Annotated in this window: 27 protein-coding genes; all 27 read left to right on the top strand. The window is 60.6% G+C overall.

Features of this window, described 5'->3' with window-relative positions:
* Window positions 1–101: 101 nt before the first annotated feature.
* Window positions 102–473, top strand: a complete 372-nt coding sequence (locus tag F3I21_RS22095; protein ID WP_150059764.1) for a hypothetical protein — start codon at window positions 102–104, stop codon at window positions 471–473.
* Between the two features lie 107 nt (window positions 474–580).
* Window positions 581–1,117, top strand: a complete 537-nt coding sequence (gene traV / locus F3I21_RS22090; RefSeq protein WP_150059763.1) for a type IV conjugative transfer system lipoprotein TraV — start codon at window positions 581–583, stop codon at window positions 1,115–1,117.
* Window positions 1,117–1,347, top strand: a complete 231-nt coding sequence (locus F3I21_RS22085) for a hypothetical protein (RefSeq protein WP_150059762.1) — start codon at window positions 1,117–1,119, stop codon at window positions 1,345–1,347. Before traV ends, F3I21_RS22085 begins: the two co-directional genes overlap by 1 nt.
* Window positions 1,337–3,988, top strand: a complete 2,652-nt coding sequence (gene traC, locus F3I21_RS22080) for a type IV secretion system protein TraC (protein WP_150059761.1) — start codon at window positions 1,337–1,339, stop codon at window positions 3,986–3,988. The genes F3I21_RS22085 and traC overlap by 11 nt, the downstream gene beginning before the upstream one ends.
* A gap of 15 nt (window positions 3,989–4,003) precedes the next feature.
* Window positions 4,004–4,450: a type-F conjugative transfer system protein TrbI gene (gene trbI, locus F3I21_RS22075; protein ID WP_150059760.1), complete on the top strand. Its 447-nt coding sequence runs from the start codon at window positions 4,004–4,006 to the stop codon at window positions 4,448–4,450.
* The gene (traW, locus tag F3I21_RS22070; RefSeq protein ID WP_150059759.1) at window positions 4,447–5,070 is read left to right on the top strand and encodes a type-F conjugative transfer system protein TraW; all 624 of its coding nucleotides are present in this window, start codon (window positions 4,447–4,449) and stop codon (window positions 5,068–5,070) included. The genes trbI and traW overlap by 4 nt, the downstream gene beginning before the upstream one ends.
* Window positions 5,067–5,351, top strand: coding sequence for a hypothetical protein (locus F3I21_RS22065; protein ID WP_088518010.1), 285 nt, complete (start codon window positions 5,067–5,069; stop codon window positions 5,349–5,351). The genes traW and F3I21_RS22065 overlap by 4 nt, the downstream gene beginning before the upstream one ends.
* 334 nt (window positions 5,352–5,685) lie before the next feature.
* Complete coding sequence (locus F3I21_RS22060) at window positions 5,686–6,039, top strand: hypothetical protein (protein ID WP_150059758.1); 354 nt, start codon at window positions 5,686–5,688, stop codon at window positions 6,037–6,039.
* A 10-nt stretch (window positions 6,040–6,049) separates the two neighbouring features.
* Window positions 6,050–6,775, top strand: a complete 726-nt coding sequence (locus F3I21_RS22055; protein ID WP_150059757.1) for a hypothetical protein — start codon at window positions 6,050–6,052, stop codon at window positions 6,773–6,775.
* Entirely contained in the window at window positions 6,759–7,523 is a 765-nt protein-coding gene (locus F3I21_RS22050; RefSeq protein ID WP_150059756.1) for a hypothetical protein, read from the top strand. The genes F3I21_RS22055 and F3I21_RS22050 overlap by 17 nt, the downstream gene beginning before the upstream one ends.
* Window positions 7,524–7,564: 41 nt before the next feature.
* On the top strand, window positions 7,565–7,852 hold the full coding sequence (locus F3I21_RS22045) for a hypothetical protein (protein ID WP_150059755.1): 288 nt from the start codon (window positions 7,565–7,567) through the stop codon (window positions 7,850–7,852).
* Window positions 7,853–7,998: 146 nt separating this feature from the next.
* On the top strand, window positions 7,999–8,340 hold the full coding sequence (locus F3I21_RS22040) for a hypothetical protein (RefSeq protein WP_125311109.1): 342 nt from the start codon (window positions 7,999–8,001) through the stop codon (window positions 8,338–8,340).
* Window positions 8,337–9,329 (top strand): conjugal transfer pilus assembly protein TraU, encoded by a 993-nt coding sequence (gene traU / locus F3I21_RS22035; protein WP_150059754.1) that lies wholly within the window; start codon window positions 8,337–8,339, stop codon window positions 9,327–9,329. Before F3I21_RS22040 ends, traU begins: the two co-directional genes overlap by 4 nt.
* 10 nt (window positions 9,330–9,339) lie before the next feature.
* Window positions 9,340–9,966 (top strand): type-F conjugative transfer system pilin assembly protein TrbC, encoded by a 627-nt coding sequence (trbC, locus tag F3I21_RS22030; RefSeq protein ID WP_150059753.1) that lies wholly within the window; start codon window positions 9,340–9,342, stop codon window positions 9,964–9,966.
* Complete coding sequence (traN, locus tag F3I21_RS22025) at window positions 9,963–11,831, top strand: type-F conjugative transfer system mating-pair stabilization protein TraN (RefSeq protein ID WP_104094405.1); 1,869 nt, start codon at window positions 9,963–9,965, stop codon at window positions 11,829–11,831. The genes trbC and traN overlap by 4 nt, the downstream gene beginning before the upstream one ends.
* On the top strand, window positions 11,828–12,625 hold the full coding sequence (traF, locus tag F3I21_RS22020; protein ID WP_150059752.1) for a type-F conjugative transfer system pilin assembly protein TraF: 798 nt from the start codon (window positions 11,828–11,830) through the stop codon (window positions 12,623–12,625). The genes traN and traF overlap by 4 nt, the downstream gene beginning before the upstream one ends.
* Before the next feature lie 150 nt (window positions 12,626–12,775).
* On the top strand, window positions 12,776–12,988 hold the full coding sequence (locus F3I21_RS22015; RefSeq protein ID WP_141496874.1) for a hypothetical protein: 213 nt from the start codon (window positions 12,776–12,778) through the stop codon (window positions 12,986–12,988).
* Complete coding sequence (gene trbB, locus F3I21_RS22010; protein ID WP_150059751.1) at window positions 12,978–13,601, top strand: F-type conjugal transfer protein TrbB; 624 nt, start codon at window positions 12,978–12,980, stop codon at window positions 13,599–13,601. Before F3I21_RS22015 ends, trbB begins: the two co-directional genes overlap by 11 nt.
* Window positions 13,602–13,633: 32 nt before the next feature.
* Window positions 13,634–13,912 (top strand): hypothetical protein, encoded by a 279-nt coding sequence (locus F3I21_RS22005; RefSeq protein WP_150059750.1) that lies wholly within the window; start codon window positions 13,634–13,636, stop codon window positions 13,910–13,912.
* A 34-nt stretch (window positions 13,913–13,946) separates the two neighbouring features.
* Window positions 13,947–15,314: a conjugal transfer pilus assembly protein TraH gene (gene traH / locus F3I21_RS22000; RefSeq protein ID WP_127835333.1), complete on the top strand. Its 1,368-nt coding sequence runs from the start codon at window positions 13,947–13,949 to the stop codon at window positions 15,312–15,314.
* 62 nt (window positions 15,315–15,376) lie between these two features.
* On the top strand, window positions 15,377–18,406 hold the full coding sequence (traG, locus tag F3I21_RS21995; protein ID WP_150059749.1) for a conjugal transfer mating-pair stabilization protein TraG: 3,030 nt from the start codon (window positions 15,377–15,379) through the stop codon (window positions 18,404–18,406).
* Between the two features lie 16 nt (window positions 18,407–18,422).
* Window positions 18,423–18,983, top strand: coding sequence for a hypothetical protein (locus F3I21_RS21990; RefSeq protein ID WP_150059748.1), 561 nt, complete (start codon window positions 18,423–18,425; stop codon window positions 18,981–18,983).
* 128 nt (window positions 18,984–19,111) lie between these two features.
* Complete coding sequence (gene traT / locus F3I21_RS21985) at window positions 19,112–19,843, top strand: complement resistance protein TraT (RefSeq protein ID WP_127835187.1); 732 nt, start codon at window positions 19,112–19,114, stop codon at window positions 19,841–19,843.
* Window positions 19,844–19,873: 30 nt separating this feature from the next.
* Window positions 19,874–20,173, top strand: coding sequence for a hypothetical protein (locus tag F3I21_RS21980; RefSeq protein ID WP_088518095.1), 300 nt, complete (start codon window positions 19,874–19,876; stop codon window positions 20,171–20,173).
* Window positions 20,174–20,496: 323 nt separating this feature from the next.
* Entirely contained in the window at window positions 20,497–20,856 is a 360-nt protein-coding gene (locus tag F3I21_RS21975; RefSeq protein ID WP_150059747.1) for a hypothetical protein, read from the top strand.
* A 99-nt stretch (window positions 20,857–20,955) separates the two neighbouring features.
* Window positions 20,956–23,490 carry a type IV conjugative transfer system coupling protein TraD gene (traD, locus tag F3I21_RS21970; RefSeq protein WP_150059746.1) on the top strand — a complete coding sequence of 845 codons (2,535 nt, stop codon included), beginning with the start codon at window positions 20,956–20,958 and terminating at the stop codon, window positions 23,488–23,490.
* Window positions 23,487–24,243: MobF family relaxase (gene mobF / locus F3I21_RS21965; RefSeq protein ID WP_150059745.1), on the top strand; the 757-nt coding region annotated here is incomplete at its 3' end. The genes traD and mobF, both read left to right, overlap by 4 nt.

Here is a 24,243-nt window from a genome sequence, read left to right as displayed (position 1 = left end):
GGCCATCGCGAGTGCCGCCAGCACCTGTCTGGCCAGTGCGGCGCTGCTGCTCCACCTTTCCGGCTTCGTTCTTTAACCTTATCGCTTAATCTGAGGTGCCTATGGATCCTGATAAAACAGTCACCCCGCCGGAAGCGCTGCTCATCCGCGTGACGCATCCCGCCGGCAATATGGTGTTCCGGCTTGAAAGACTTAACACCCGACCGGTTCCGGATGCGGCAATTCGCCCGCTGGCAGAGAATTCCGGGCACGTACCCGCACTCGCTGACGTCACGATTGAGCGGCTGGCGGCGTACATTGCTGACGTCATCCGCCAGGTTTCACCGGGCACACCGCGCGCAGACGTCTGGGCGCGCATAAAAGCACCGGTAAAAGACGTACCCGCTGCCAGCAGCCATCGTGTTATGAGCGAGGATGCGCTCAAGGACCTGCTGACGGTCAACGCCTTCATGAAAGGTAAACATACCGGCTGAACCTGTTTTCTGTGCCTTCACCAGGGCAACAACCCGCACCATTCGTTTAACCCACACCACTCACTTTTAATACCGCTGCGGCCAGGCCGCCACTGAGGATACCCCCCATGCAAAAACTTTTTGCGGGCGCACTGCTGTGCGCTGCGCTGACCGGCTGCGCCGGCATGAACTCTGACTTTGACTGTAACAAAACCGCCACGGACCAGTGCCTGTCGATGTCTGAGGCCAGCAAACTGGCATCAAAAGGCAAAAGCCTCGACGACCTGACCGCGCAGAAGGAGGCCGGCCCAAAGCCTGCCGCTGAGGCGCTGGCGACGCCCGGCAATGTGAAGCCCGCCGTTAATCCTTACCGCCCCGTGAGCGTGGCGACGCTGACTCCCCGTCCTGTCTCCGGGCAGGCGCTGAGCGCAGACAGTCTCCGTGCATCCACGGTGCCGGTTCGCGCAGCAACACCGGTGGTGCCGGGTGATTACAGCGGACCGGGACAGGTAGACGCCCGCCGCATTCCTGACACGACGCAGCGCCTGTGGATCGCGCCGTGGGTCGACGAGCAGGACAGCTTCCATCAGCCCGCCGTGGTGGAGTTCGTGAAGCAGAAATCACGCTGGGACGAAGATTTCCGGGTTATCAGCGAGGGGGAGTAATGAAAAAACGTTTTTCTTTCCGTTCCGCGCATCAGCAGCGGGCGCCCGCATCGTCTGCGGCCGCGCTGCATCACCGGGTCTGGCCCGGTATCAGTCTGCTGCAGGCTGATGTTTCATCGGGGCATATTTTCATCTGTGCCGACACCGGCGCAGGCAAAAGCCTGCTGTTACGGGATGTGATGAACACAGTGCTACGCGCACCTTACGCAGGAGTTCAGCATGCTCAGTAACGTTATCGATCACCTCGCCGGCATTATGAACAGCAGCCGGGACGAGGGCGGGGCAAAGCTTGCCCGCCAGAAGCTGCAGGAAAGCTTCAGCTACCCCTCACTGACCAGCCTGCTGCCGTGGCGCGAGTTCGACGAAAAATCGGAACTCTTCATTAATACCCGCTCGGTAGGCTTTATGCTGGAGGTGGCACCGCTCGCCGGCGCAAACCAGCAGGTGGTGCAGGCGCTGGACGACCTGATGCGCAAAAAGCTCCCGCGCAGGACGCCGGTCACGGTGCTGATGGTGGCCAGCAAATGCGTGGGTGACATGCTGGAGAACGGGCTGAGCCGTGACATGTGGAAGGGCGACATGGCGCCGCAGCTCAATGCCATCACCAAAGCCTACTGGGAGCGATCGGCCCTGAAGGGGCTGGCCAACGAGCGAGAATATCCGCTCTACCTGCGCAACTACCGCGTGTTTCTGGTGTATGCGCACCCCGGCACCGGCGGCCTTAAATCGATGGACGAGGTGGCACAACTTCGGGAGACCGTCCGCGTGTCCCTGATGTCCGCGTCAATGGATACGCGACGGGTGGGCGCGTCGGAGTTTCTGTCGATCATCCGCGAGCAGCTGAACTATCGCCCCGGTCAGGTCAGTACGGCCAGCGAGCACTGGAACCCGGAGCAGGAGCTGCACCGCCAGTGCGTGGACACCAGTACAGAAATGGAGGTGCACCCGGATTACCTGCGGCTGACCACCTCCACAAAAGCCGGTGACAGAGCCGTAGAGGAGGGCGCTGTGTCCACGGTGGCCAGCACGCGCATCGTGAACATGCAGCTGACTAAGGTGCCGAAGCAGTTCGCGCTCTGGCAGGCGGCCGACAACCTGCAGAACATGCGCTTTCCCGATCTCGGCATCCCCTGTCCGTTCCTGCTGAGCTGGACCATCTGTGTGGAAGAACAGGTCAGCAGCCAGAACGAGGCGTTCCGTAAGGAGCAGGACATGGGCAAGAAGGCCAACTCCTCCTACGGCAAGCTGTTCCCCAACACGCAGCGCACCTACGAGGAGTGGCGCGACCTGCGCATGGGGCTTGCCAGCAACGAAATTGCCATGTGCAGCTTCAACCTTAACCTGACGCTGTTCACGCCCGACAGCGACAGCGGGCAGCAGCGCTGTGAGCTCTCGGCCATCAACGTGTTCCGTAAAAATGACCTGGAGATGTCCGCACCCCGCTATCAGCAGCTGCGCAACTGGCTGACCTCGCTGCCGTTCGTGATGCAGGAGGGGCTGTGGGACGACATGAAGCACATGAACGCCACCCTGCGCTGCAAAAGCTTTAACGCCGTGAACCTGATGCCGGTAGTGGCCGAGCGTCAGATGTCGCCGAGGGGCATACCGCTGGCCACCTACCGCAACCAGCTGGCCTTTTTTGACATGTTCGATGAGGAAAACGGCTCGACCAACTTTAACATCGGCGTGACGGGAACGTCGGGCGCGGGCAAAAGCTTCCTGATACAGGGGATCCTGCGTGAGGTCCTGAATGCGCAGGGGTTTGCCTGGGTTATCGACATGGGGGGCAGTTACAAAAACTACTGCCGTCAGGCGGGGGGCGCGTACCTGGACGGTGCCACGCTGCGCTTTAATCCGTTTGCCAATCTGACCGATCTCAGCCTGAAGGAGTCAGTAGAGGGGATCGCTGGCCTGATGGCCGTGCTGGCCAGTCCCGAAGGGAAGCTGGATGAGGTCAGTGAAGCCATTCTGCAGAAGGCCGTGGTGGCGGCGTATGCGGCGCGCAAGAACAAAGCGCGCATAGACGACGTCGTGGGGTATCTCAAGTCGGATGCCGTCAGAAAGGAATACGGAGAGCAACCCACCATCATCAACCGCATCAACGAGCTGGTGCTGCTGCTGGACCGCTGGTGCACCTGGGGCAGCGACGGGGAGTACTTTAACTCGGATAACCCGACGCTTGACGGAGAAACGCGCTTCACGGTGCTGGAGCTGCTGAGCCTGGAAAGCCGCCCGCAGCTGCTGTCCGCGGTACTGTACTCGCTGATCCTGGCGATTCAGGAAAAGATGTACCACTCACCGCGCAGCCTCAAGAAGCTCGCCATCATCGACGAGGCCTGGCGCCTGTTCAGCGGGCAGAACCCGCACGCCGCGCGCTTTATCGAAACCGGCTACCGCACGGTACGTCGCCACCGCGGCGCGTTCATTACCATCACGCAGGGCATCAAGGACTTCACCGGCCTGCCCGACAAGCCGGCACCGTCTGCCGCTGCCGCTGCCTGGGACAACAGCGGGACCAAAATCACGCTGCTGCAGGATGCGAAGGCCTTCAAGACCTACCTCAACGCCAGTCCGGATCAGTTTACCGAGATGGAAACGCAGATTATCCGCGGCTTTGCCAAAGCCCGCCTGACGGGTTTCAGCTCCGTGATGATCTCAATGGGCGAGCAGAGTTCGTTTTACCGGGTATTTGTCGATCCGGTCACGCGCGCGATGTTCAGCACCACGGGTGAGGACTACGAGTGGATGACCGAGGCGCAGAAGGCCGGCGCAACCAGCGAGGAAGCCGCGTACCTGCTGGCCAGCGAGCCGCACATGTATCAGGCCGAGATGCAGGAGCTGGAGCGCTGGGCCGGCCTGACCCCCGTATAAAAAGAGGAATCAACGATGCAGGAAGATATCCATGCCTTATCCGCTGTGGAGGGCGAAACGCCGGACGCGAAGCCATTGCGTGAGGGAGTAACCGTGAAGCGCGTTTCCGGCCTGCTGCACCGTCGTAGCGTCCGGCTGGCCGCGTTTGCCGCGCTGGTCATCGCGCTCAGCGCCGGCGTCAGCACGCTGGTTGCGCAGGCCGTACAGCCCGACTACGTGGTGTTTGACATGAAAGGCACCATCGACACCTTCCGCCAGCAGACCGCGCAGTCTGCGCTGGATAAGGAGAGACTGGCGGCGCTCACGAAGCGCTTCGGCTCTGCGCTGGACGCGAGCCTGTCGGACTGGCAGGCCGCGCACGGCGGCGTCATCCTGGTGAAGGGCGCGGTGGTGGCCGGCGTCACCGACATTACGCCGGCGATTCAGGCCGATATCGCCCGCCAGATGCAGGCGACGCCATGAGGCGGCTCACCACAGCGGTTGTTCTGCTCGCCACAGCGGTTATCTGGTCCGCGCAGGGAAAAGAGCTCGGCACCATCGGCCACCTGTTTCCCATTGCCGAGCCCGACCTGCTGGCCTTTATCGGCCAGCGCCTGCAGGGCATGAAAGACAGCGGCGAGCTGGACCGGCTGCAGCGCGAGGCCGAGGCGCGGGTGAAGGACCACGCCGTCAGGCCCGCGCCGGTGGCCGGCCTGACGCCGGCGAAAACGGACAGGGCATTCCTGTATGACCCGACCTTCACGGTGCGGGAAACCATCCGGGACATGCGCGGCAACGTCATCGCCCGGGCGGGAGACAGGGTCAACCCGCTGGATAAAGTCGCTTTCAGCGAGACGCTGTATTTCATCGATGGCGACAACCCGCAGCAGATGGCGTGGCTGAAGCCGCAGCTCGCCGGGCAGCAGAATTATAAGGTCATTCTGGTCAACGGTAACGTGCACGACAGCAGCATCGCGCTGGATGAGCCGGTGTACTTCGACCAGTACGGCACGTTAACAACAAAATTCGGCTTTGAGCACACGCCGGTGCGCATCACGCGCGCGGACAGGATGCTGAAGGTGGAGGAGGTGGCGCTGAAATGAGTCACAACGCACGGGGGCAGACGGCCCCGAAGAAGTTAAAGCGTCATGTCGCACAGGTGCGCCTCGATGACGACGACAAATCCGGGCTGCGCCGCATGACCGCCGAGTTCCCGCTGTACTCGGAGTCAATGATTATGCGCGCGGCGCTGCAGACGCTGCTGGCGTGCAGCGGAGAGGTCCGGTCGGCCATCGTACTGGCCTCACTCACCGACAAAGACGTGGGGGAGGTCATGCGTCAGTACGGTATGACGGTGCTGACGGGGGTGCCTCATGCAGAATGAATTGCTTCCGCGACTGGTTAATGACTGGAAATCTTCAGAGGTCTCCGCCATGCAGCAGAATGCAGCGCCAGCCGTGCAGCCGGTCTGGAGCGCGCCCGCGCCGGAGCCTACGTGTCGCGCGGAAATTTCGCTTTCGCCGGCGAGTATTCGTGCACTCGGTGACCTGACGGATCATCTGCCCGCGGTCGGTTTATTCCTTATGCTGCTGGTGCTGTCCGTTGTGATGGTTCGTCTGGGCAGGGTTTTCCCTGCAAAACAGGCGGATCGGAGTGATGCATTCAGCGTTCGCCACGGAACGTCAGTTCCCGTACCGGCGCCGTTCGGCAGTCCGGCGATGGCTGCACGTGCACTTGCGCATGAGGAAACCGCGTACTGGCAGCAGCTGCTGGCCGCCTTCGCGGCCGCTATTGAGGTGGAAGGTTACACCTTCGGCACCGATGCACGGGCAAAAGTGGCGTTACCGCACGCCGTGCGGGCCCGGGCGGGCGGGGCAATTGTGAAAGCGCGCTCGCAGCATATTACGCCGCAGCGGAGTGAAGCGGCGCTGGAAGATTTGCAGCTGCAGGCGGCGGAGGACGGTTACGCGGGCAGCTGGGCGGACTGGTGCCAGCGGGGCGCAGAGGCGGCCGGCTGGTATGTCATCAGGCGTGAGGTGGACCAGCTACCTGACGATGCGGTAACGAAGTGAGGAGCGGAATATGACGCAAACCGAAATAGGTGTTTTGTCCCTGATAGGTGTGCTGGCAGGGGGAGGGTTAATTAATCTTGTTAACTTTCTTCTTGAAAGTTCGCGTGGTCGCAAAGAGGTTCCTCCTGAAGAACAGCCCCTGCGCCGGAATGACCTGGAAAACGCCGAACAGGATTATCACGCGATGCTGCAGCGCCTCGGCGTGACCGACAGGTGGTTTCGTCATGCGTGGCCGCTGACGCAGATAAGCCTGATGTGGTCCGGCCCGCCCGGATCGCTCACAAGCGGCATTCCGGCAGCGCTGCGCGCAGCAGCTGGTGAGCTTTCAAAGAACGGCGCCGGGAATTTCAGCTGTGACTGCCTCACTGAGGCGGGGGGGGCGCCAGGCCTGATGTGGCACATCGCTTCAAGAGTCACCGAAACGGAACCGTCAATTTTTATCGACGGACACGGCAGCAAAACCCGCCCGGGGGCGTGGCGGCGCGGATTTAAATACGTCCGGATGCCAGATAGTCTGGAACGCGTGGCCATCCTGCTGCAGGGCATCCGACATATCTCCGCAGAGACGCTTTCACTTTATCTGCTGGATGTAGCAGACAGGCTGGAGATGGGTGACGCAGACGGGGTTAAGCATGATGACGACAGCGGCTGGGCCTTCCGCACATTTGCGGCGGTAACGGCGACTGATGAACCTAAACCTGACAACAGGATGCAGACTGATGGACACTTACCCTGACCTGTCGCCGCGGCTCTGGCCGCCGACGGCGGAACAGCTGGCGTTCTGGCAGGACCAGACCGGCAGAAAGGCTGATTATGAGAAAGCGTATGCACAGTGGCTGCAGGAGAAATGCGGCGATGCCGTGTATGAAATAAATGAAGCGGGCGGATTCGCTGATACAGGCTGCCCGCTGCTGAATGGCCTGCTGGCGCTGTCGGCACAGTCGGTGCACCAGTACCGGCTGATTATCTCCACCCCGCCCGATCCTGAGCGTCTTTTACTGCACCATGCACTGGACGCCATCAGGGAACAGTTCACATGGGTGCTGCCATCCGGGACCAGTAGCTGGGTTCCGGCTCTGCGGGACAAGGTTAGCAGACTGCAGGCTGCCCCTGTAAAATATCATCAGCGAAAGGAAACCCGGGGAGAAACAGACGGCGCGCAGTGGGTAATGAGCGAATGCCGTCGCGATCATCACGCGTGGCCGGGAGGGCTGTGGAAATTCCTTTCTGAGAATACCCGGATGGCCACGGCCAGTGCCTGGCTGGAGATGTTTCATGATTTCCGGCCCGACCCCGGCCGCAGCCACCTTGCGGTCATGATGCAGACCTTCGGTGACCCGCCTCAGCGTAGACAGCTGGGAATGCTGTTAGGCAAACTGGACGGCAACATTGAATTTCAGGGGCCTTACGCCGGGATACGGATCACCACTGAGATTGGCCTGACCTGGTGCATTTACCCGGCGTTACCGGGTGAAGCAGCGTAGAATACCGCCCAGGCGCTGGCATAACGGTTAAGGATGAGAATATGCAGGATACACACTGGCACCGGGAACTGAGCTTTACGCTGACGGACGGCATGCTGCTGGGCGTGCTGGGGCTCGTGGTGGTGACGCTGTGGTGGCGGGCGATCGCTGATTACCGTGGTCTGCGCCGCAAAGAGCGCTGTAACGCGGCCATGCAGAACGGTGACGCTGCGTTCCGGCACGTCTGGTGGCGCAGAGATCGCGTTAACGTCGTGCTGGAATTTACCATGGCCGCGATGGTGACGCTCGCGTCAGGCTGCCTGCTGATTGTTCTGCTCCCGTATTACTGAAAACCGGTAACCCTTTCCTCCCCGCGTTGCGCAGGCTGTTCGTTCCTCGCATGCGCTGCGGTACGCCTCAGCCTGCACCCCGCAGGCAGGCCTGATTAACGTCTGACTCCGGCAGCCCCGCTGCCGCAACCACGGAATTTCCTCTTATGACACACCCCGCTGAAATATCGGCTCAGCCGGTCGTGCGCGATCGCTGGGGCGGCTGGACGCATCCGGCCTTTTTTGTGCCGGCGGACGGCAACGAGTACCCACAGCCCGGCGAGTTTGAGGCCTGGCTTAAAGCGCACAATCTGCAGGCGGCGACCACCTGGATGGAAAACGACGTGCCGGACTGGATGATGGCCGACTACCGGAGCACCGGTAACTGCAGCGCGTGGCAGCCTTCCGGCCCCCCGGGCCCGGGCTGGTTTACCGGCAGCATTCACGATACGGACGACGGTCCGGTGTGCGTCTGGCTCCGCCGCCATACGGAGGCACAGGACGCATGAAGCGCTTTCTCCTCATACTGTGCCTGCTGACAGCGGGCATCATGGCAAAGCCGGTGATGGCGGCCGCCAGCAACGCCGGCGATGGCCGCTGGGTGAACCCCATCAGCGACGTCTGCTGGAAGTGCCTGTTCCCCATGACGCTCGGCAGCATTCAGCTGGCATCCGGCGCGCATCCGGACACGCCGAACCCGGCTTCGCCCATCCAGCTTTGCCCGTACGGCATTCTGTACCGGCTGGGGCTGGCCATCGGCTTCTGGGAGCCGCTGGCCATGACGGACGTCACGCGTGAGCCGGGCGTCATGGTGAACATGGGCGGCTTTAAAATCGACCTCGGACGCACCGGCACCGGGCGCGGCGGGCAGAGCGACGCGCCCACGCCCGGCAGCTTCTATCACGTGCACTGGTACAAGTATCCGCTGATTTTCTGGCTGAACATTATTACCAGCGCAGGCTGCATGCAGACCGGCGACATGGACATTGCCTACCTGTCCGAGGTGGACCCGCTCTGGAACGACAGCACGCTCTCTATGATATTAAACCCGGAGGTGGCGCTCTTCAGTAACCTGCTGGCGCAGGGCGCCTGCGCGGCTGACTCCATCGCCTCCACCGCGGGCATGCCGCTGGACCCGCTGTTCTGGTGCGCCGGCGCACAGGGCTCGATGTATCCGTTCACGGGCTATACCAGCAACGAGTTTTCTCCGCTGGAGGCCTCGCTGCTGGTCAGCGAGCGCATGGCGTTCAAGCTGCATCGCGAGGGGCTGGTCATGGAGACGGTCGGGGCGGACGTGGCGGTGTGCTACGAATATCCGTCCCCGATCATCCCCAAGTCCCGATGGCGGTATCAGATGGTGAACATGTACCCCGAACCTTCGGACTGCCACCCGTTCGGCACGACCACGCAACTGTGGGGCAGCACGCACAACACGCCCGCATCAAAGAAAAACTTCGGCTACCTGATGTGGCGAAAGCGCAACTGCGTATACCTGTAAAGGAATGACCATGAAAACCTTACTCATTACGGCGCTGACCTTCAGCGCCATTCTACTTTGCGCGGATGCGGGCGCAGCTGATCAGCCAGCGATTGCCGGCGACGATATGGCGTATATGAAACAGCAGCAGCGCGATCTGGCGCTGTTTAAAAGTCAGCTGCAGGGTATGAACATCACCCTGCCGGACGTGCAACAGGGGCGGGTTGCGCAGATGCAGAATGAGATAGCCGCCGGACAGGCGGATCAGAACAGCGCTACCCGTCAGACCCCGCGCGCGGTGTATTTCGTGAGCCTGGGCATTCCGGAAGAGGGGCTGCTGCCGATGCTCTCTGATGCACGCCGCTTCGGCATTCCGGCAACCCTGCGCGGGCTGCTGAACAACGACTTTCGCCAGACCGCAGAGAAGATGTTTGAACTGTCGAAGAAGGACAGGCAGGCGGGCGTGCAGATTGACCCGACCCTGTTTCAGCAGTACGGCATTAAAGCGGTGCCTGCACTGGTTGTGACCTGCGGTGGCAAATTTGACGTGCTGTACGGCAGCCTGCCGGTGCAGCAGGCTCTGGAGGAGGTCAGGCAGCGCGGTGACTGTTCAGCCACGGCGGCGCAGCTGCTAAAGAGTGCGGAGGGCGCGCAATGAAGCGACTGCTACTCATCCTGCTGCTGTTCTCAGTCGCCGGGGCCCGTGCTGACGACGTCAGCGATGCTTATAACGCCGGTGCGGGGTATGCCGGCTCGAACAAAGGTCAGGGAACATCGGCAGCAAAAGGCACAGACCCGGCGTCCGTTATTCCGGGCTACACATCAAGCCCATCGCAAAGCGGCTACTACGGCGGGGTGCAGGGCGGAGATGGCGGCATCAGCGACAAGGGCCAGACCGAACTCAGCCAGAACGAGGCCGGGCAGGCAATATCCGACTCGTCCACGAAGAACCCGGCGGTGACCATCGACCCGAACGCCGACTTTATCCAGAACGGCAAAAACGCCGAGGCGAACAGCGGCTCCATCGTGGACGGCACGAACCAGCAGTGCACCACCAAAGTGGTGTCAAAGTCGGTGTTTGAAAACTACAGCTGCGACCGGGATGTGGCACAGGTGCAGACGTGTGCACGGACCGGAAGCATTCAGGTCACAGGATCACGTGAGTCTTACAACACTCAGTTAGTTCTCAATGCGGCCAATTCAACGGCGGTAATCCTTGATAATTACTGGGTGCGTTACGACTTTACGGTGCCGGATGATGGAGTTGTAAGCAGCGGAACCTGGGCTTTTACCTACCCCAGAAGCCCCAGCTACCACGGGGAATCCGGAGATCGCCTGTGGTATTCAATTAAGGCGCTGGATTTTCAGACGGACAGGGCTAAACCAAACCGTAACGGTGACGCAGCGATATCGCCACAGCGCGTTACGAAAGGTCAGACGGTTTCTCTGTACCTGCGTTACAACACTGACGGTCACTATGATACCGGCCGTGATGGGCTGATCAGGGCTGTCAGCAATGGCAATTACGTTTTCCAGGTCATATTCCCACTACAGGCCGAGCGCGACACGACTACCTCAACTGTTGTGTGGAGCGAGTCCTGCGGCTTCGATAAATCAAAGGCTACCGGCACGGCAGGCACGGTGTGTACCGACCCGGGCGGGAGCCGGACGGTAAATCAGAACGGTAAAGACTACACGCAGAGCGCCTCCTGCTGGCAGTACTCGGACGCCTATATCGTGCCGGTCAGCTCAACCGGCAACTGCAGCACGCTGATGGCCAACAAAAACTGCACGGTCTCAGCCCGCAGCTGTACTCAGAAAGAAGGCGGCACCTGCCTGCACGAGCAGGACACTTACCAGTGCCAGACCACCTACAGCTCAGAAGGGCTGCTGTGCGGCGGTCAGTACTTCTGCCGTACCGGTGACTGCAGCGGAACCGATGGCGCCGGCGACAGCGGCTTTGATACCGCGGTGGCGAAGCTTGCCGGCCTGGCCTCGGCCGGCGATGACGTCAAAGCCGATCAGGTAAACGTGAAGGCGTTCACCGGTCAGGCTCTCTATTGCCGCAAGGCAATGGCGGGCTTTTCCAACTGCTGTGTCGACACCGGCTGGGGCAACAGCGCCGGGCTTGCCAACTGCAACAGCGATGAGATGGCCATCGGCAAGGCGAAAGCCAAAAAGGTCACGGTGCTGGTCGGTGAGGCCTGCAACCGGGCGGTGCTCGGCGTATGCGTACAGAAGAAGCAGGCCTACTGCGTATTCGGCGGAAAGCTTGCCCGTATCATTCAGGAGCAGGGGCGCCGCGACCAGCTGCACGTGAGCTTCGGCAGCGGTGACTCCCCCAACTGCCGCGGCATCACGGTGCCCGAGCTGCAGGCCATCAACTTCGACCTGATTAACTTCCAGGACTTCTACAGCGACCTCATGGCCAACCAGAAAATTCCTGACTCCGCCACGATGGTGAAGCAGGCGAAAGATCGCATCGCCGCGCAGGTGCAGGCGCAGACCGGAGGAAAAAAATGAAGCAGATAGTGCTTGCCTGCCTGCTGATGGCGGGCGCCTGTCAGGCTCTCGCGGACGATGCACCGTCAGCTGATGCGGTCGTGACGCCCGCAGAGCCGTTCACCGGCTGGCACTGGTACAACGAGCCGAAGAAAAAACCCGATCCCCCTGCGCCGAAGCCTCAGCCCGCGCCGCAGGTGCCGGACTTCAGCCGGCTGTCACCCAGTGAGCAGGCTGACGTGCTGAAAGGCTACACGAAGGAGGCGCTGAACAACGCCATCCTGCATCCGTCGGCGGAGAATACGGCTACCTTCCTGCGCTGGCAGAAGTTCTGGACCGACCGGGCCTCGATGTTCAGCCAGTCGTTCGCGGTGGCGCAGCTTGACCATCCGGATCTCGATTACAACCTGGAACACCCGCACTACAACAGCACCGCGCCGCTGCAGCAGGCACGCGATCAGGAGGAGCAGACGCAGGCTATCAGCGAACTCGCCGGGCAGTATGGCCTGTTCTACTTCTACCGGGGCGGGGACCCGATAGACGCGCAGATGGCGGGCGTGGTGGCGGACTTTGCCCGCCTGCGTCACGTCTCGCTGATACCGGTGAGCGTGGACGGCACGGTGTCGCCGCAGGTGCCTGACAGCCGTCAGGACGCGGGACAAAGCGCGCGCATGGGCATTACCCACTTCCCGGCGCTGTTTCTGGTCGACCCGAAGTCAAAAAGCTTCCGCCCGCTCGCCTACGGTTTTATGACGCAGGATGACCTGGCGAAGCGCTTTCTTAACGTGGCCACCGGCTTTAAACCTAACTTCTGAGGAGTTCCTGATGCTGACGCTATCACCCGTCTGGCACGGGCGGCTGCGCGCTGCCCGTGGCCTGACGAACCTGCTGATGCAGTCGCTGGTTTCCGTCATATCTAATCTGGCCATGTGGCACTTGCGCCGCCGTGCTAAAGGAGAACATGCATGAACCGACTGCCGCTTATCGTCACGCTGTTTATGGCGGGCATTATCTTCAACTGCCTGCGCCAGCTGCTGACGTATTCCGAGAGCCTGACGTACGACGTGCTGATCGTCGTATCGGTGGCGTGTTTTGTCCTTATGGCACTGGGGATTCTCCTCGGGATCATCGCGCACCGCCGCGCGCGCAGCGGACCGGGAGGCCATCATGAGGCTTAAAATTCTGCTGGCGGCAGCGTTGCTGCTGCCGGTGCTGGCACAGGCTTCGGTGGCCGACGAAATCGCCGCGCTGGAGCAGGCTAAGGCGCAGCAGGGGGCTCAGCTGCCAGACTTCGGGCTGCCGGGCAACCTGCCTGCCCGAACAGCGCCGGCGAAGCCACCGAATCTGATGACGCTGACCGACGGCCGGCGCGTAAATCTCAACGACTACGCGGTGGTGGTGTTCATGCAGCGCGGCTGCCAGTACAGCGCGAAGTTTGATCCAAAACTGAAGGCGTGGGCGGATGAAACCGGCATAAAAGTGTATCCGTACACGCTTGACGGGTACGGCGATACATCCTTCCCGGTGGCGCTCATTCCGCGCAAGGCCGGGCCGAACGAGCCCATCGCCGGCGAGATCCTGACGTTCTTCGGCAACGGTCTGCCCATCGCGACGCCGACCACCTTTATGGTCAACGTGAATACCAACATGGCTTATCCGCTTTATCAGGGCGACACCGACATGGGCACGGTAAGCCAGCGCCTCGCGCAGATGATCGAGGCCGACATTGACCACCTGCCGCCCGACACGCTGGGGCCGGTACCGAGCAGCGCCTCGCTGACCCCGCAGTAACGCACGCGGCCCCGCCGCATACGGAAAAAATCATGACGGAACACCCTCTTACACTCTCGCGAACCGAGACGGCGCTGCTGCTCGTCTGCGCCTCAATGCTGGCGGCGGCCGGGATTTACGCCTGGCTTGCCTGCGACCTTGCCCGCCTGCCCGACGGTATCGCTTACGGCACCGATGCGCTGCTGCTGAGCGGGCTGCAGCTCTACCCGCTGCTGTTCCTGTTTGCCCTTGCCGGCGGCTTTGGCTGCGGCGCGCTGGTCAGCATCACGCTGCGCCGGCACGGATTCATGACTGACCGGAGTTTTCAATGAAAAAGAAAGATCGTTTTAATGCGGGGGCGGCATCATGAACCTGCGTCAGCTACTAATCAGCGCTCTGGCGGCGCTAACCATCAGCAGCCCGGCGCTGGCCGACGTGCAGGGCGACCTCAACGGCTACTTTGGCAGCCTCGGCTTTGACGGCAACGTCTCAAAAGCGCAGGCGTGGCAGGGACAGGCCGCGGGCTACTTCACCGGCGGTTCGGTTTATCTGCGTAACCCCGTCAAACAGGTGCAGCTCATCTCGATGCAGGTGCCCTCGCTGAACGCGGGCTGCGGCGGCATCGATGCCTACCTCGGGGCGTTTTCCTTTATCAACGGCGCCGAGCTGCAGCGGTTCGTGAAGCAGATTATGAGTAACGCCGCCGGCTACGCCTTTGACCTCGCGCTGCAGACGATGGTGCCGGAGCTCAAGCAGGCCAAAGACTTCCTGCAGAAGCTGGCTTCGGATGTGAACTCCATGAACATGAGCTCCTGTCAGGCAGCGCAGGGCATTATCGGCGGCCTCTGGCCGGTGTCGCAGGTGTCCAATCAGAAAATCTGCCAGGACATTGCCGGCGAGAGCAACATTTTCTCTGACTGGGCGGCGTCCCGTCAGGGCTGCACGGTGGGCGGGCAGGGTGACAGCGTCACCAGTCGCGCCCCGGATAAAGATAAAGACCAGGTGCTGAAAAACAAAAACCTCATCTGGGACGCGCTGGGCCGCAATCATCTGTTCGACGGCAACCGTCAGCTGAAGGAGCTGGTGATGAGCGTGGTGGGCTCCATCATTTTCAACAAGGACGGGCAGGTCACCATCCTGACCCCGTTGGTTGATAACCGCGACATCATCACCGTGCTGATGCGCGGCGGTACCGCGAAGATTTACGGCTGCGACGAGCAGGATCTCTGCCTCGGTCCGACCGTTACCAGCGTGACGGTCAGCAGCGACGTGGCGCTGGTCACCCAGGTGCGCAACCTGATGATTTCCATCGACAGCAAGCTCAGTGCTGATACCGGCCTGTCGGACAGGGAAAAGGGCTTCATTAACACCACCTCGGTGCCGGTGCTCAAGTATCTGACCAACTCCCGCAGCATGGGCATGAGCCCGACCTACCTGATTCAGGTCGCGGACTTCATCGCGCAGGACATGATGATCCAGTATCTGCAGGAGCTGGTGAAGCAGGCGAGCCAGTCGCTGGCGGGTAAAAACTTCCCGGAGCAGGCCGCCGGCGAGCTGCGTAACAACGTGATGACCGCAACCTCACTGCTGGCGCAGATGAAGCTGCAGTCGACCGCCGACCAGAATGCGCTGGACGGCATCGATCGCAACATGCAGTACCTGCAGCAGCAGGTATCGACCATTATCTCAACGTCCTATCAGGGCAACTATCAGTGGGGGACCGGCAATGACTGATTTTACGGTGCCGGACAAGATCGCAGCGTTCTGGCAGGGCAATTCTCAGCGGGGTATCCGTCATGACTGAAGTCTGGACCATTTACGGCGGTGACATGTGGCGGCAGGTGTTTAACGGCGTTGTCACCGTCATCGGCAGCGACACGTACGACACGCTGAAGCGCATCGTCGGGTTGTTTGGCGTGCTGGGCGTAATGTTCAGCTTTGTCAAATCGCGCAACCCGACGGTATTTCTCCATTGGCTGGCCGTCTTCTTCGTGATCACTTCAGTGCTGCTCGTACCGAAGCGCAGCGTGCAGATTGTCGACGTCACGGACCCGGCGGCGGTGTACGAGGTGGACAACGTGCCGGCGGGGCTCGCCTTCATCGCCGGGCTGACCACGTCCACGGAGTTCGGGCTGGCGCGCCTCTATGAGTACAGCTTCTCGCGTCCGGACTCGCTGACCTACACGAAGTCGGGCATGCTGTTCGGCTCGCAGATCGTGGCGCAGACCACGGACTTCCGCTCGCAGAACCCGCAACTGTCGCAGATGCTGACCGACTACGTAGAGAACTGCGTGGTAGGCGACATCCTGCTGAACAACAAGTACACCGTGTCGCAACTGCTCAACAGCACCGATCCGCTGACGCTGATCACCGATAACCCGAGCCCGCTGCGCGGCCTGTATCAGGATACCGGCGGCGGACGCCAGTTTATCACCTGCCAGCAGGCGGCGGCGGTCATCAAAAACCTTATCGGTGCGGACGTGCGCATCGGCGGCACGACGTGGCACGCGCTGGCCACGCGTATATTCGGCACCCGCGTGAGCGGGGATACGCTGCTCGGCAACGCGATGGACGAGAGTTACAACTTCTTTTACGCGGGCGGCCTCAGCGCCTCGCAGATCATGCGCAACAACATTACCAACGCGGCCATCCGCGACGGCTGGAAGGGCTTTGCGGCACGATCGTCGGATACCGCCAACCTGCTGAACCTCGCCACCGAGTCGAGTCTGACCAAGCAGCGCATCAGCTGGGGTGCGGGCGGGGTTATTGCCGCGCGTACGCTGCCGATGTTCCAGTCGCTGATGATGCTGGTCCTGATTGCGCTGTTCCCGCTGGTGATCGCGCTGGCGCTGGTGAACCACGATATTTTCGGACTGAAAACGCTGAAGCTGTACGCGGGCGGGTTTATCTATTTCACGATGTGGCCGGTGATGTTCGCCATCCTCAACTCGCTGGCCAACTTCTACCTGCAGACCAAAACCGGGGCGACGCCGCTGGTGCTGGCCAATCAGGACCAGGTGGCGCTGCAGCATTCGGACGCGGCCAACATCGCGGGCTACCTGAGTATGTCCATTCCGGTGCTGGCGTTCTTCCTGACCAAAGGGGCGGCGTCAGTGGGCTCGCAGGTTGTGGGTAGCGTGATGAGTTCGGCTGCGTTTGCAACCGGCGGGCAGGCGTCCACCACAGCGGACGGCAACTGGTCGTTTAACAACATGTCGATGGATAACGTCAGCGCCAACAAGTTTGACACCAACATGCTCCGCCGTTCGGGGTCGCAGAGCATCCAGACCGGCAACAATGCGATGATGACGCAGACGGCGGACGGCCACACGGTGGTGGATACCAGCCAGGCGATATCCAACCTGCCGGTGAGCATGCGGCTGAGCTCGCTGGCCAGCAGCGGGTTCACCGAACAGGCGCGGCAGGCGGAGCAGCAGGCGCAAAGTTCGCTGGATGGCTACAACCACAGCGTGACCAGCGGCTTCCAGCAGATGAACCAGCTGACGCAGCAGAGCGGCAACAGCGACACCGTCACGCAGGGCAGCGACAACAGCGTGGCCACCAGTGTGAGTCGCGGGGTCAGCAAAATGCAGTCGGCAGTGGAAAGCTATGCGAAGTCGCACAACGTTTCCGAGCAGCAGGCGTATAACCAGCTGATGGATATCACCAATCAGGGTAGCGCCGGTGCGGGTGTCAGGGGGTATGTGAAATTTGATTCCGGCGACCAGCTGGCCGGGAAGCTCGGTAAGTGGGCCACAGGCCTCAGCGCCGGCGGTGAGGGTAATATCAGCGCTGATCTGCGCCATACTACTGGCAGCTCACACGGCACGCAGGACAGCCACGCGGAGGGGCGTGATAACCGTCATGACCAGAGCAGCCAGGAGGCGCGCGACTTCCGTCAGGGTATGGATATGGTGACGTCGACCCGCCTGAGCGAGTCGGGCAGCCACACGGACAACCAGTCGAATTCGCTGGCACAGCAGTTCGCGGCGACGCTCAATGACGCAAAAAGTCAGTACCATCAGTATACGGAGAGCAGCACCCGCAGCCAGGAGTTCAGCCGCATGGCCACGCTGTCGCAGACGCAGAGCGCGAGCCTGGACGCCAACTACAATCAGGAGTTTGTGGACTGGACTACGGCAAAGTACGGCAGCGACGCGCAGAACATTCTGACCAACGTCCGGAGCGCGCAGGGTGCGGCCACAGAGTTCATGCACGAGCGGCTTGAGCCGGAAATCATGCGCAACTACGGTGCCCGCACAGAGCAGGTTAATGGCCAGCCGCTGCAGCCGGCTCAGTCACTGGACGTTCCGGGGGGAGCGCGTAGTGGTGATGTTGAGAGGGTTGGCGTGCCGGAAGCTGTCAGCGGCGGTGCTGTCCGCACGGCGTCTCATCCCAGCCAGCATTCGTCTGCGGAGAGACGCGGCAGCGGCGTCACAGAGGAAAGCGTGCAGACACGTGAACGTAATCTGACCGCGCCGGCAGGTGCCCCGTCGCAGGCCATGAGCGAAGATTTTCGCAGTGGCTCACAACGCGTGGGCGAGAAGGCGTCGGGTGCCGGCATTGAAAGTAACGTGGCCAACAAGGTTGCAGCACAAAGATCTGGCCTGATGGAAACAATCAGGGAAAATGACGGTAAAATCGCTGAAAATAAAACCACTGTTCAGACGTCCAGTGATATACTGAGGCATGAGCATGATGCTGCTAAGGGTAGTTTCAAAGCTGGTCATGATAAAGAGTTAAACGAACAAGGTCAGAAGCCCAGAGAAAGTCTTGGAAACGACTTTGATAAAAAACTAAAGGAACTCAGGCGGCGTGCCGGATAAGTAAGGGGTGCTAGCGATGATGTATAACGATATTAAGAAGGATGCGGATTTTATTTTTGAAAGCCTTGCATCCGGAGAGCGATTGATTCCCTCTGCATTCGATGTAATCAAATCGAGTGCTGTTTTCCCTATGTCTTGCTTGTCATTTTATGCATTATCGCTCGCATACATCATCTATAGTTTTGTACCCCCAGATGATGTCTGGATTAATCCAATCTTGCATTATCAGGGGCTGACGTTGGCTTTTGGCGGCTTCACTCTTATCCTGGCCATTGCGATAATGGCCATGTTGTACACTCCGTTTATGCTTTTGATCTCCATCCCCAAAGAAGTCAGGATTAAGTCATTACTGATACAGAGGTTAACTGCTCTCTTTAGGAAAATAAGTGAAGTAGCAATAGTCATAAATGGCATGTTAGCAATCGCTGCGGCATTTATTCCGCAGTTATTTTATGCCGCTCCGTTCGTTCTTCTAATTAGTTACCTGATCATGCAGGCATCAATAAGCTCAGAATTAACGCGTTATGGCATTGCTGGGGCGATGAGTAAATTCGCCAAGATTATTAAAAAGATTTAAGTTTTCTCGGCTCCTGCCGATACCCCTTCCGGCACTCTGACGGAAGGGTTTCTCTCTAAATCCCTATATAAAACAGCGTGCCCCGGGGCGCGCCTGTCCCGTTTTTTCCATTTAACAAGGATACGTCTATGAAATACCGTAACGCCTTCGTGGCGGCGATTGCTGCTGCCTCCCTGATGCTTTCCGGCTGTGGTGCCATGAGCACCGCCATCAAAAAACGCAACCTCGACGTCAAAACCCAGATGAGTCAGACCGTCTGGCTTGAGCCGTCCAGCCAGAAGACTGTTTACCTGCAGGTTCGCAACACCTCCGACAAGGACATGAGCGATCTGGAGCCATTGCTGGCGCAGGACCTGCGCGCGAAGGGCTATACCGTGACGTCAAATCCTGACGCTGCGTACTACTGGATTCAGGCCAACGTTCTGAAGGCCGAGAAGATGGATCTGCGTCAGGCACAGGGCTTCCTGTCCTCCGGCTACGAAGGGGGTGTGCTGGGTGCCGCGCTGGGCAGCGGGATCACCGCCTATAACAGCACCTCTGGCGGAGCTATCCTCGGTGTCGGTCTGGCTACCGGCCTAGCCGGTATGGCCGCAGATGCACTGGTAGAGGATGTTAATTTCACGATGGTGACCGATCTGCAGATTTCTGAACGCAGCAAAACTGCCGTAACCACGGACAACGTGGCGGCGCTGCGTCAGGGCACTTCCGGAATCAAACTGCAGACCAGCAGCGAAGAGGGCAACCGCATGAAATACCAGACCCGCGTGGTGTCAAACGCGAACAAGGTCAACCTGAAGTTTGAAGAGGCGAAGCCGGTGCTGGAGGCGCAGCTGGCGAAGTCCGTTGCCGGGATCATGTAATTCAGTCAGCTGACAGATGCGGGAGGCGCCATGCGCAGAAAAATTGAACGACTGGCGTCTTCACTGCCCGGCTTCCTGAATCTGATGCTGACAGCCGCCATCATCACCCTGCTGCTCGTGAACGTAACGGACAGCTGGCTCCCCTGGCGTTTTGTGGACTGGCTCAGGTTGCTCGATGCCGCGCCGGGTGGGGCGGGAACGGGAGAGTTCTGCCTGTTCATGCTGGCGGCGATGTTGCTTTATATCATCAGTATGGGGGCGTGCGGGCTGGTCCTGACCGCCGTACTGCAGGCTGCCATAAAACGCATTCTGAAGCTTGCAGGCCGCTGAATTACCTGGTATTACTTAACGACCGGTGAGAACCGGCGGCACGCGCCTTAAGGAGAAATGAGAACACTCTCCTGACAACGGGGCGCCTGCCGACCCCCGTCTGTGCCCCCGGGCTGCGGACACCGGGACAGCACCACCACCACCACGGGTGCTGTCCTCCTCCCTTACGGGATCCCCTTTTACGCTTCCCCCCTGATGCACGGGGTGGCGGGAGCGTGGCTCTGATTTCCCTGACGTATTACTACTGCGCTTCGCGCGCGTCGGGAATAGCGTTGTAACGGCTGTATTTAACCCCTGTTCTTAACTTCCTGAAGGAAAACCCCATGCTCACATTCAACGGTGCGGCACGCACCCTTATTGTCTGGACTACCCTGTTTTTTGCCTGGAGCGCCCTCGTGCTGTGGCAGTTCGGGCCTGATATCGTCAAAACCATCATGACCGAAAGCAATCTGTTCGCGTTCGATCTCGCCGGCCGCACGATGCAGGGCAATATGATGCCGCCTGGCGTTATCACTTCGCTGCTGGTTTTACTGGTGCTGACGGCCGGCAGCGTGCTGTCTGCCCTGACGCTTGCCTGCTGGAACCTGCTGTTCTTTGCCTGTGGTCTCCCCCTGATGGCTGGTCACTGGCTGCTGCGCCGCACGGGACATAACCACACGCCCGCACTGCGCACCCTGAAATAATCTCCTGGGCCCGCGCGGCCCTCAGCCACTTTCTCTCCCTGCAACAGCCTGCCCGATTTCCCCGGGCGGGCTGCGCCTGCGCGCTTTCCGGAGTTTCCCATGAGTTTTACCCCTAAATACCTGACACAGGGTGGCCAGATGACGGCCTACCGCCTGCGCATGTTTGCGCAGGTCAGCAACTGGATATTTCACTGGATGCTGCTGCTGTTCGTGGCGGCCACCGCAGGTCTGTTCTGGCTGACAACGCCTGACGACGTACTGCGTAACGGCTTCTGGTACTGGGCGGCGTGGCCCACTCATTCGCTGCTGGGTCTGTCCCCTGGCGCGGCCGGCGCTACGTGGGACATCTTCTGGCACTGCGGCGAAGGTGCACAGCTCTGCACCATAAAGCTGACGCCGGCGCAGCTGCTGGCCAATCCGTGGATGCAGGAGATGGGCCGCCAGTTTATGGCGAACCTGCGCTTTATCGCGACCGCGTGTGGCATCGCCGCCAGCCTGCTCTGGTGCCTGATTGCCTGGTACGTGGGGCGCATCGGCAAGAAGGAGAGCGAGGACGAATTTATCTCGGGTATGACGCTCACCGATAAGCCGAAGGAGGTAAACCGGCTGCTGAAAAAGGCTGGCGAGAAGTCCGATCTGCAGATTGGCGGTCTGAACATGGTGAAGAACGCCGAGGTCATGAACTTTCTGATCCACGGCACCATCGGCGTCGGCAAGTCCACGCTCATACGCTGGCTGCTGGACTATATCCGCCGGCGCGGCGATCGCGCGATCGTGTACGACTCCGGCGGCACCTTCATCGAGACGCACTACGACGAGCGCCTGGACAAAATCCTGAACGCGCACGACAGCCGCTGTGAAAACTGGGTGCTGTGGCGCGAGGCGCGCGACGTGGTGGACTACGAGAACATGACGGCGGCGCTGATGCCGGTAGAAGGCGACTCCGACCCGTTCTGGGTGTCTTCGTCGCGCACCATCTTCAGCGACACGGCCATGCAGTTTGCCTCACGCCCCGATCGCAGTATCGAGACGTTCCTGAAGACCTGCCTCTCGATCGACCTGAAAAGCCTGCGCGAGTTTCTCAAAAACACCCCGTCGGCCAACCTGGTCGAGGAAAAAATCGAGAAAACCGCCATCTCGATCCGCTCGGTGCTGACCAACTACGCCAAGTCGCTGCGCTACCTGCAGGGGCTGGATAAGGAGGGCAAACCGGAGTTCAGCATCCGCGAGTGGATGACCGACGCGCAGTACGACAGCAGCTGGCTGTTTATCTCCACCACTGCCCGACATCGTAAAGCGGTGCGACCGCTGATATCCATGTGGCTGTCGCTGGCCACCCTGCTGCTGCAGAGCATGGGGGAGAACAGCGACCGGCGCGTGTGGTTCGTCGGCGATGAGATTGCCAGCCTGCAGAAGATACCGGAGTTCAACGAAACGCTGGCCGAAGCGCGCAAGTTCGGCGGCTGCTTCGTGCTGGGCATCCAGAACATCCCGCAGCTGGTGCACATCTACGGCCGCGAGATGGCCAAAGCCATCTTTGACCTGCTCAACACACGCGCCTACGGCCGCTCGCCGAGCGCCGAGGTGGCCAAAATGGTGGAAGAGGAGCTGGGCCATCAGCGCCGGCGCGAGGCGCGCGAACAGAACAGCTACGGCCTCGACCAGATTCGGGACGGTATCTCCATCAGCAGGGACAAGGTCAACGAGCCCATCGTGGACTACGACCAGATTATGAAGATGCCCAACCTGCGCTTTTACGTACGCCTGCCGGGCGAATACCCGGTGGTGAAGCTGAGCCTGAAGTACCGCAAACAGAAGAAATATCATCCGGCGCTGATGGAGCGCGACTTCCGTGACCGGCTGAGTCCCGAACTCGAGCGCATCATCGAAAATAACGAGCGCAGCGCCCGGGCGGCGGACATTTCGTTCCCGACCGGAGAGGAGTGGCTGGAAGGGGAGGACCGCGCTTCCGCGCCCGCTCCGGTTAAAACTAAGGCTGCCTCGCCGTCCGCCGCGCCGGCAAAAGCTGACGTCTCCGTGACGACGCCGGAGCCGGCTACCGTGAGAGAGGGGAAGCCGTCTGTCGCACCGGGCCAGCCTGCTGTTCCCGCTACGCCTGCCCCCGACATAAGCGCATCGTCAGGGTCTTCTAACGTGCGACCGTTCCCGCGCCGCGAAATAGTTCCGCGCGTCACTACGGTTCCGGCTGAATCATCCACACCTGCCATTGTCCCGGAGGGCGGTACCGCCACAGCACCGTCGGAAACCATCAGGGTTGTTTCCACGCCGGCACCGGCCAGGAAAGAGGCAGGTTCGCCGCTTTCTCCACTGGAGAGGATGAGAAGGCTCCAGAACAGCACATCAGGTAATGCAGAAACCGACAGCGAAGCCCCCGCGGGTGAAGCCCCCGAACTGCACATGCAGATGGAAAAAGACGACGGGGGCCGGCTGACCGTGCGGCACATCAGCCCGCGTAAAACCGAACAGCAACGTGAGGAGGAGCGCGCCGCACAGCACGGCGACGCCAACGAGCGTATGGCCGACGACGAGAAAAACATCCTGCGACACCGCGACGACTACGCGGCGTACCAGGAGATGAGTGACAGCCTGGACCCGGGAGGATATGAACGATGATGACCGTTGCTCCGGTGGCCTCTGCCGCCGACGCTGCCGGCTACTACAGCAGCAAGGATAACTATTACTTTCTGGACGACATGCCCACCCAGTGGCTGGGGGAGGGCGCGCGCGAGCTGGGGCTGGAAGGCCCGGTTGATCTCGATACTTTCACCGGAATTCTGCACGGCAGCCTCCCCAACGGTGTGGTACTGGGTAAGGACGTTCAGGGTGCACACGTGCACCGCCCCGGTCATGACTTTACCTTCTCGGCACCCAAGAGCGTCTCAATGCTGATCCTCGCCGGCGGCGATAAACGCCTGCTGGAGGCGCACCACGATGCGGTGAAAGAAACGCTGGCCATCATGGAACAGATGGTGAGCGCGCGCGACACGAAGGACGGCGTCACGCGCATCACGCCAACCGGAAAAATGGTCGCTGCGCTGTTCACGCACGACACTTCGCGTAACCTCGACCCGCAGATCCATACTCACGCAGTGGTGGCCAACGTGACGGAGCTGGACGGGAAGTGGAAAGCGCTGGCTACCGATGCGATCCACGGCGCCGGCTTCATCGAGACGGTGTACCGCAACCAGATAACGTACGGCAAAATTTACCGCAACCTGCTGAAAGGTAAGGCGGAGGATATTGGGTATGAAACGTTGCCCACCGGCGGCCGGCACGACCTGTGGGAAATAAAGGGCTTTACCGGGGAGGTGCTGGACGAATTCTCATCGCGCCATCGTGAAATTCATGCGCGCGCAGGCGAAGACG

This window comes from Pantoea sp. B_9, assembly GCF_008632015.1.
GTDB classification, from domain to species: domain Bacteria; phylum Pseudomonadota; class Gammaproteobacteria; order Enterobacterales; family Enterobacteriaceae; genus Pantoea; species Pantoea dispersa.
Note: the sequence above shows the minus strand (reverse complement) of the source record. Positions and strands in the feature narration are given on the sequence as shown.

Coding starts and splice junctions, on each gene's coding strand:
- F3I21_RS22015 (WP_141496874.1), top strand. CDS start 12,776: ATGAACCGACTGCCGCTTATCGTCACGCTGTTTATGGCGGGCATTATC.
- traF (WP_150059752.1), top strand. CDS start 11,828: ATGAAGCAGATAGTGCTTGCCTGCCTGCTGATGGCGGGCGCCTGTCAG.
- F3I21_RS22055 (WP_150059757.1), top strand. CDS start 6,050: ATGACGCAAACCGAAATAGGTGTTTTGTCCCTGATAGGTGTGCTGGCA.
- traU (WP_150059754.1), top strand. CDS start 8,337: ATGAAGCGCTTTCTCCTCATACTGTGCCTGCTGACAGCGGGCATCATG.
- traC (WP_150059761.1), top strand. CDS start 1,337: ATGCTCAGTAACGTTATCGATCACCTCGCCGGCATTATGAACAGCAGC.
- traN (WP_104094405.1), top strand. CDS start 9,963: ATGAAGCGACTGCTACTCATCCTGCTGCTGTTCTCAGTCGCCGGGGCC.
- F3I21_RS22065 (WP_088518010.1), top strand. CDS start 5,067: ATGAGTCACAACGCACGGGGGCAGACGGCCCCGAAGAAGTTAAAGCGT.
- traG (WP_150059749.1), top strand. CDS start 15,377: ATGACTGAAGTCTGGACCATTTACGGCGGTGACATGTGGCGGCAGGTG.
- traW (WP_150059759.1), top strand. CDS start 4,447: ATGAGGCGGCTCACCACAGCGGTTGTTCTGCTCGCCACAGCGGTTATC.
- trbI (WP_150059760.1), top strand. CDS start 4,004: ATGCAGGAAGATATCCATGCCTTATCCGCTGTGGAGGGCGAAACGCCG.
- F3I21_RS22040 (WP_125311109.1), top strand. CDS start 7,999: ATGACACACCCCGCTGAAATATCGGCTCAGCCGGTCGTGCGCGATCGC.
- F3I21_RS21980 (WP_088518095.1), top strand. CDS start 19,874: ATGCGCAGAAAAATTGAACGACTGGCGTCTTCACTGCCCGGCTTCCTG.
- F3I21_RS22060 (WP_150059758.1), top strand. CDS start 5,686: ATGGCTGCACGTGCACTTGCGCATGAGGAAACCGCGTACTGGCAGCAG.
- traD (WP_150059746.1), top strand. CDS start 20,956: ATGAGTTTTACCCCTAAATACCTGACACAGGGTGGCCAGATGACGGCC.
- F3I21_RS21990 (WP_150059748.1), top strand. CDS start 18,423: ATGATGTATAACGATATTAAGAAGGATGCGGATTTTATTTTTGAAAGC.
- F3I21_RS22095 (WP_150059764.1), top strand. CDS start 102: ATGGATCCTGATAAAACAGTCACCCCGCCGGAAGCGCTGCTCATCCGC.
- trbB (WP_150059751.1), top strand. CDS start 12,978: ATGAGGCTTAAAATTCTGCTGGCGGCAGCGTTGCTGCTGCCGGTGCTG.
- traV (WP_150059763.1), top strand. CDS start 581: ATGCAAAAACTTTTTGCGGGCGCACTGCTGTGCGCTGCGCTGACCGGC.
- traH (WP_127835333.1), top strand. CDS start 13,947: ATGAACCTGCGTCAGCTACTAATCAGCGCTCTGGCGGCGCTAACCATC.
- F3I21_RS21975 (WP_150059747.1), top strand. CDS start 20,497: ATGCTCACATTCAACGGTGCGGCACGCACCCTTATTGTCTGGACTACC.
- traT (WP_127835187.1), top strand. CDS start 19,112: ATGAAATACCGTAACGCCTTCGTGGCGGCGATTGCTGCTGCCTCCCTG.
- F3I21_RS22085 (WP_150059762.1), top strand. CDS start 1,117: ATGAAAAAACGTTTTTCTTTCCGTTCCGCGCATCAGCAGCGGGCGCCC.
- F3I21_RS22005 (WP_150059750.1), top strand. CDS start 13,634: ATGACGGAACACCCTCTTACACTCTCGCGAACCGAGACGGCGCTGCTG.
- trbC (WP_150059753.1), top strand. CDS start 9,340: ATGAAAACCTTACTCATTACGGCGCTGACCTTCAGCGCCATTCTACTT.
- F3I21_RS22050 (WP_150059756.1), top strand. CDS start 6,759: ATGGACACTTACCCTGACCTGTCGCCGCGGCTCTGGCCGCCGACGGCG.
- F3I21_RS22045 (WP_150059755.1), top strand. CDS start 7,565: ATGCAGGATACACACTGGCACCGGGAACTGAGCTTTACGCTGACGGAC.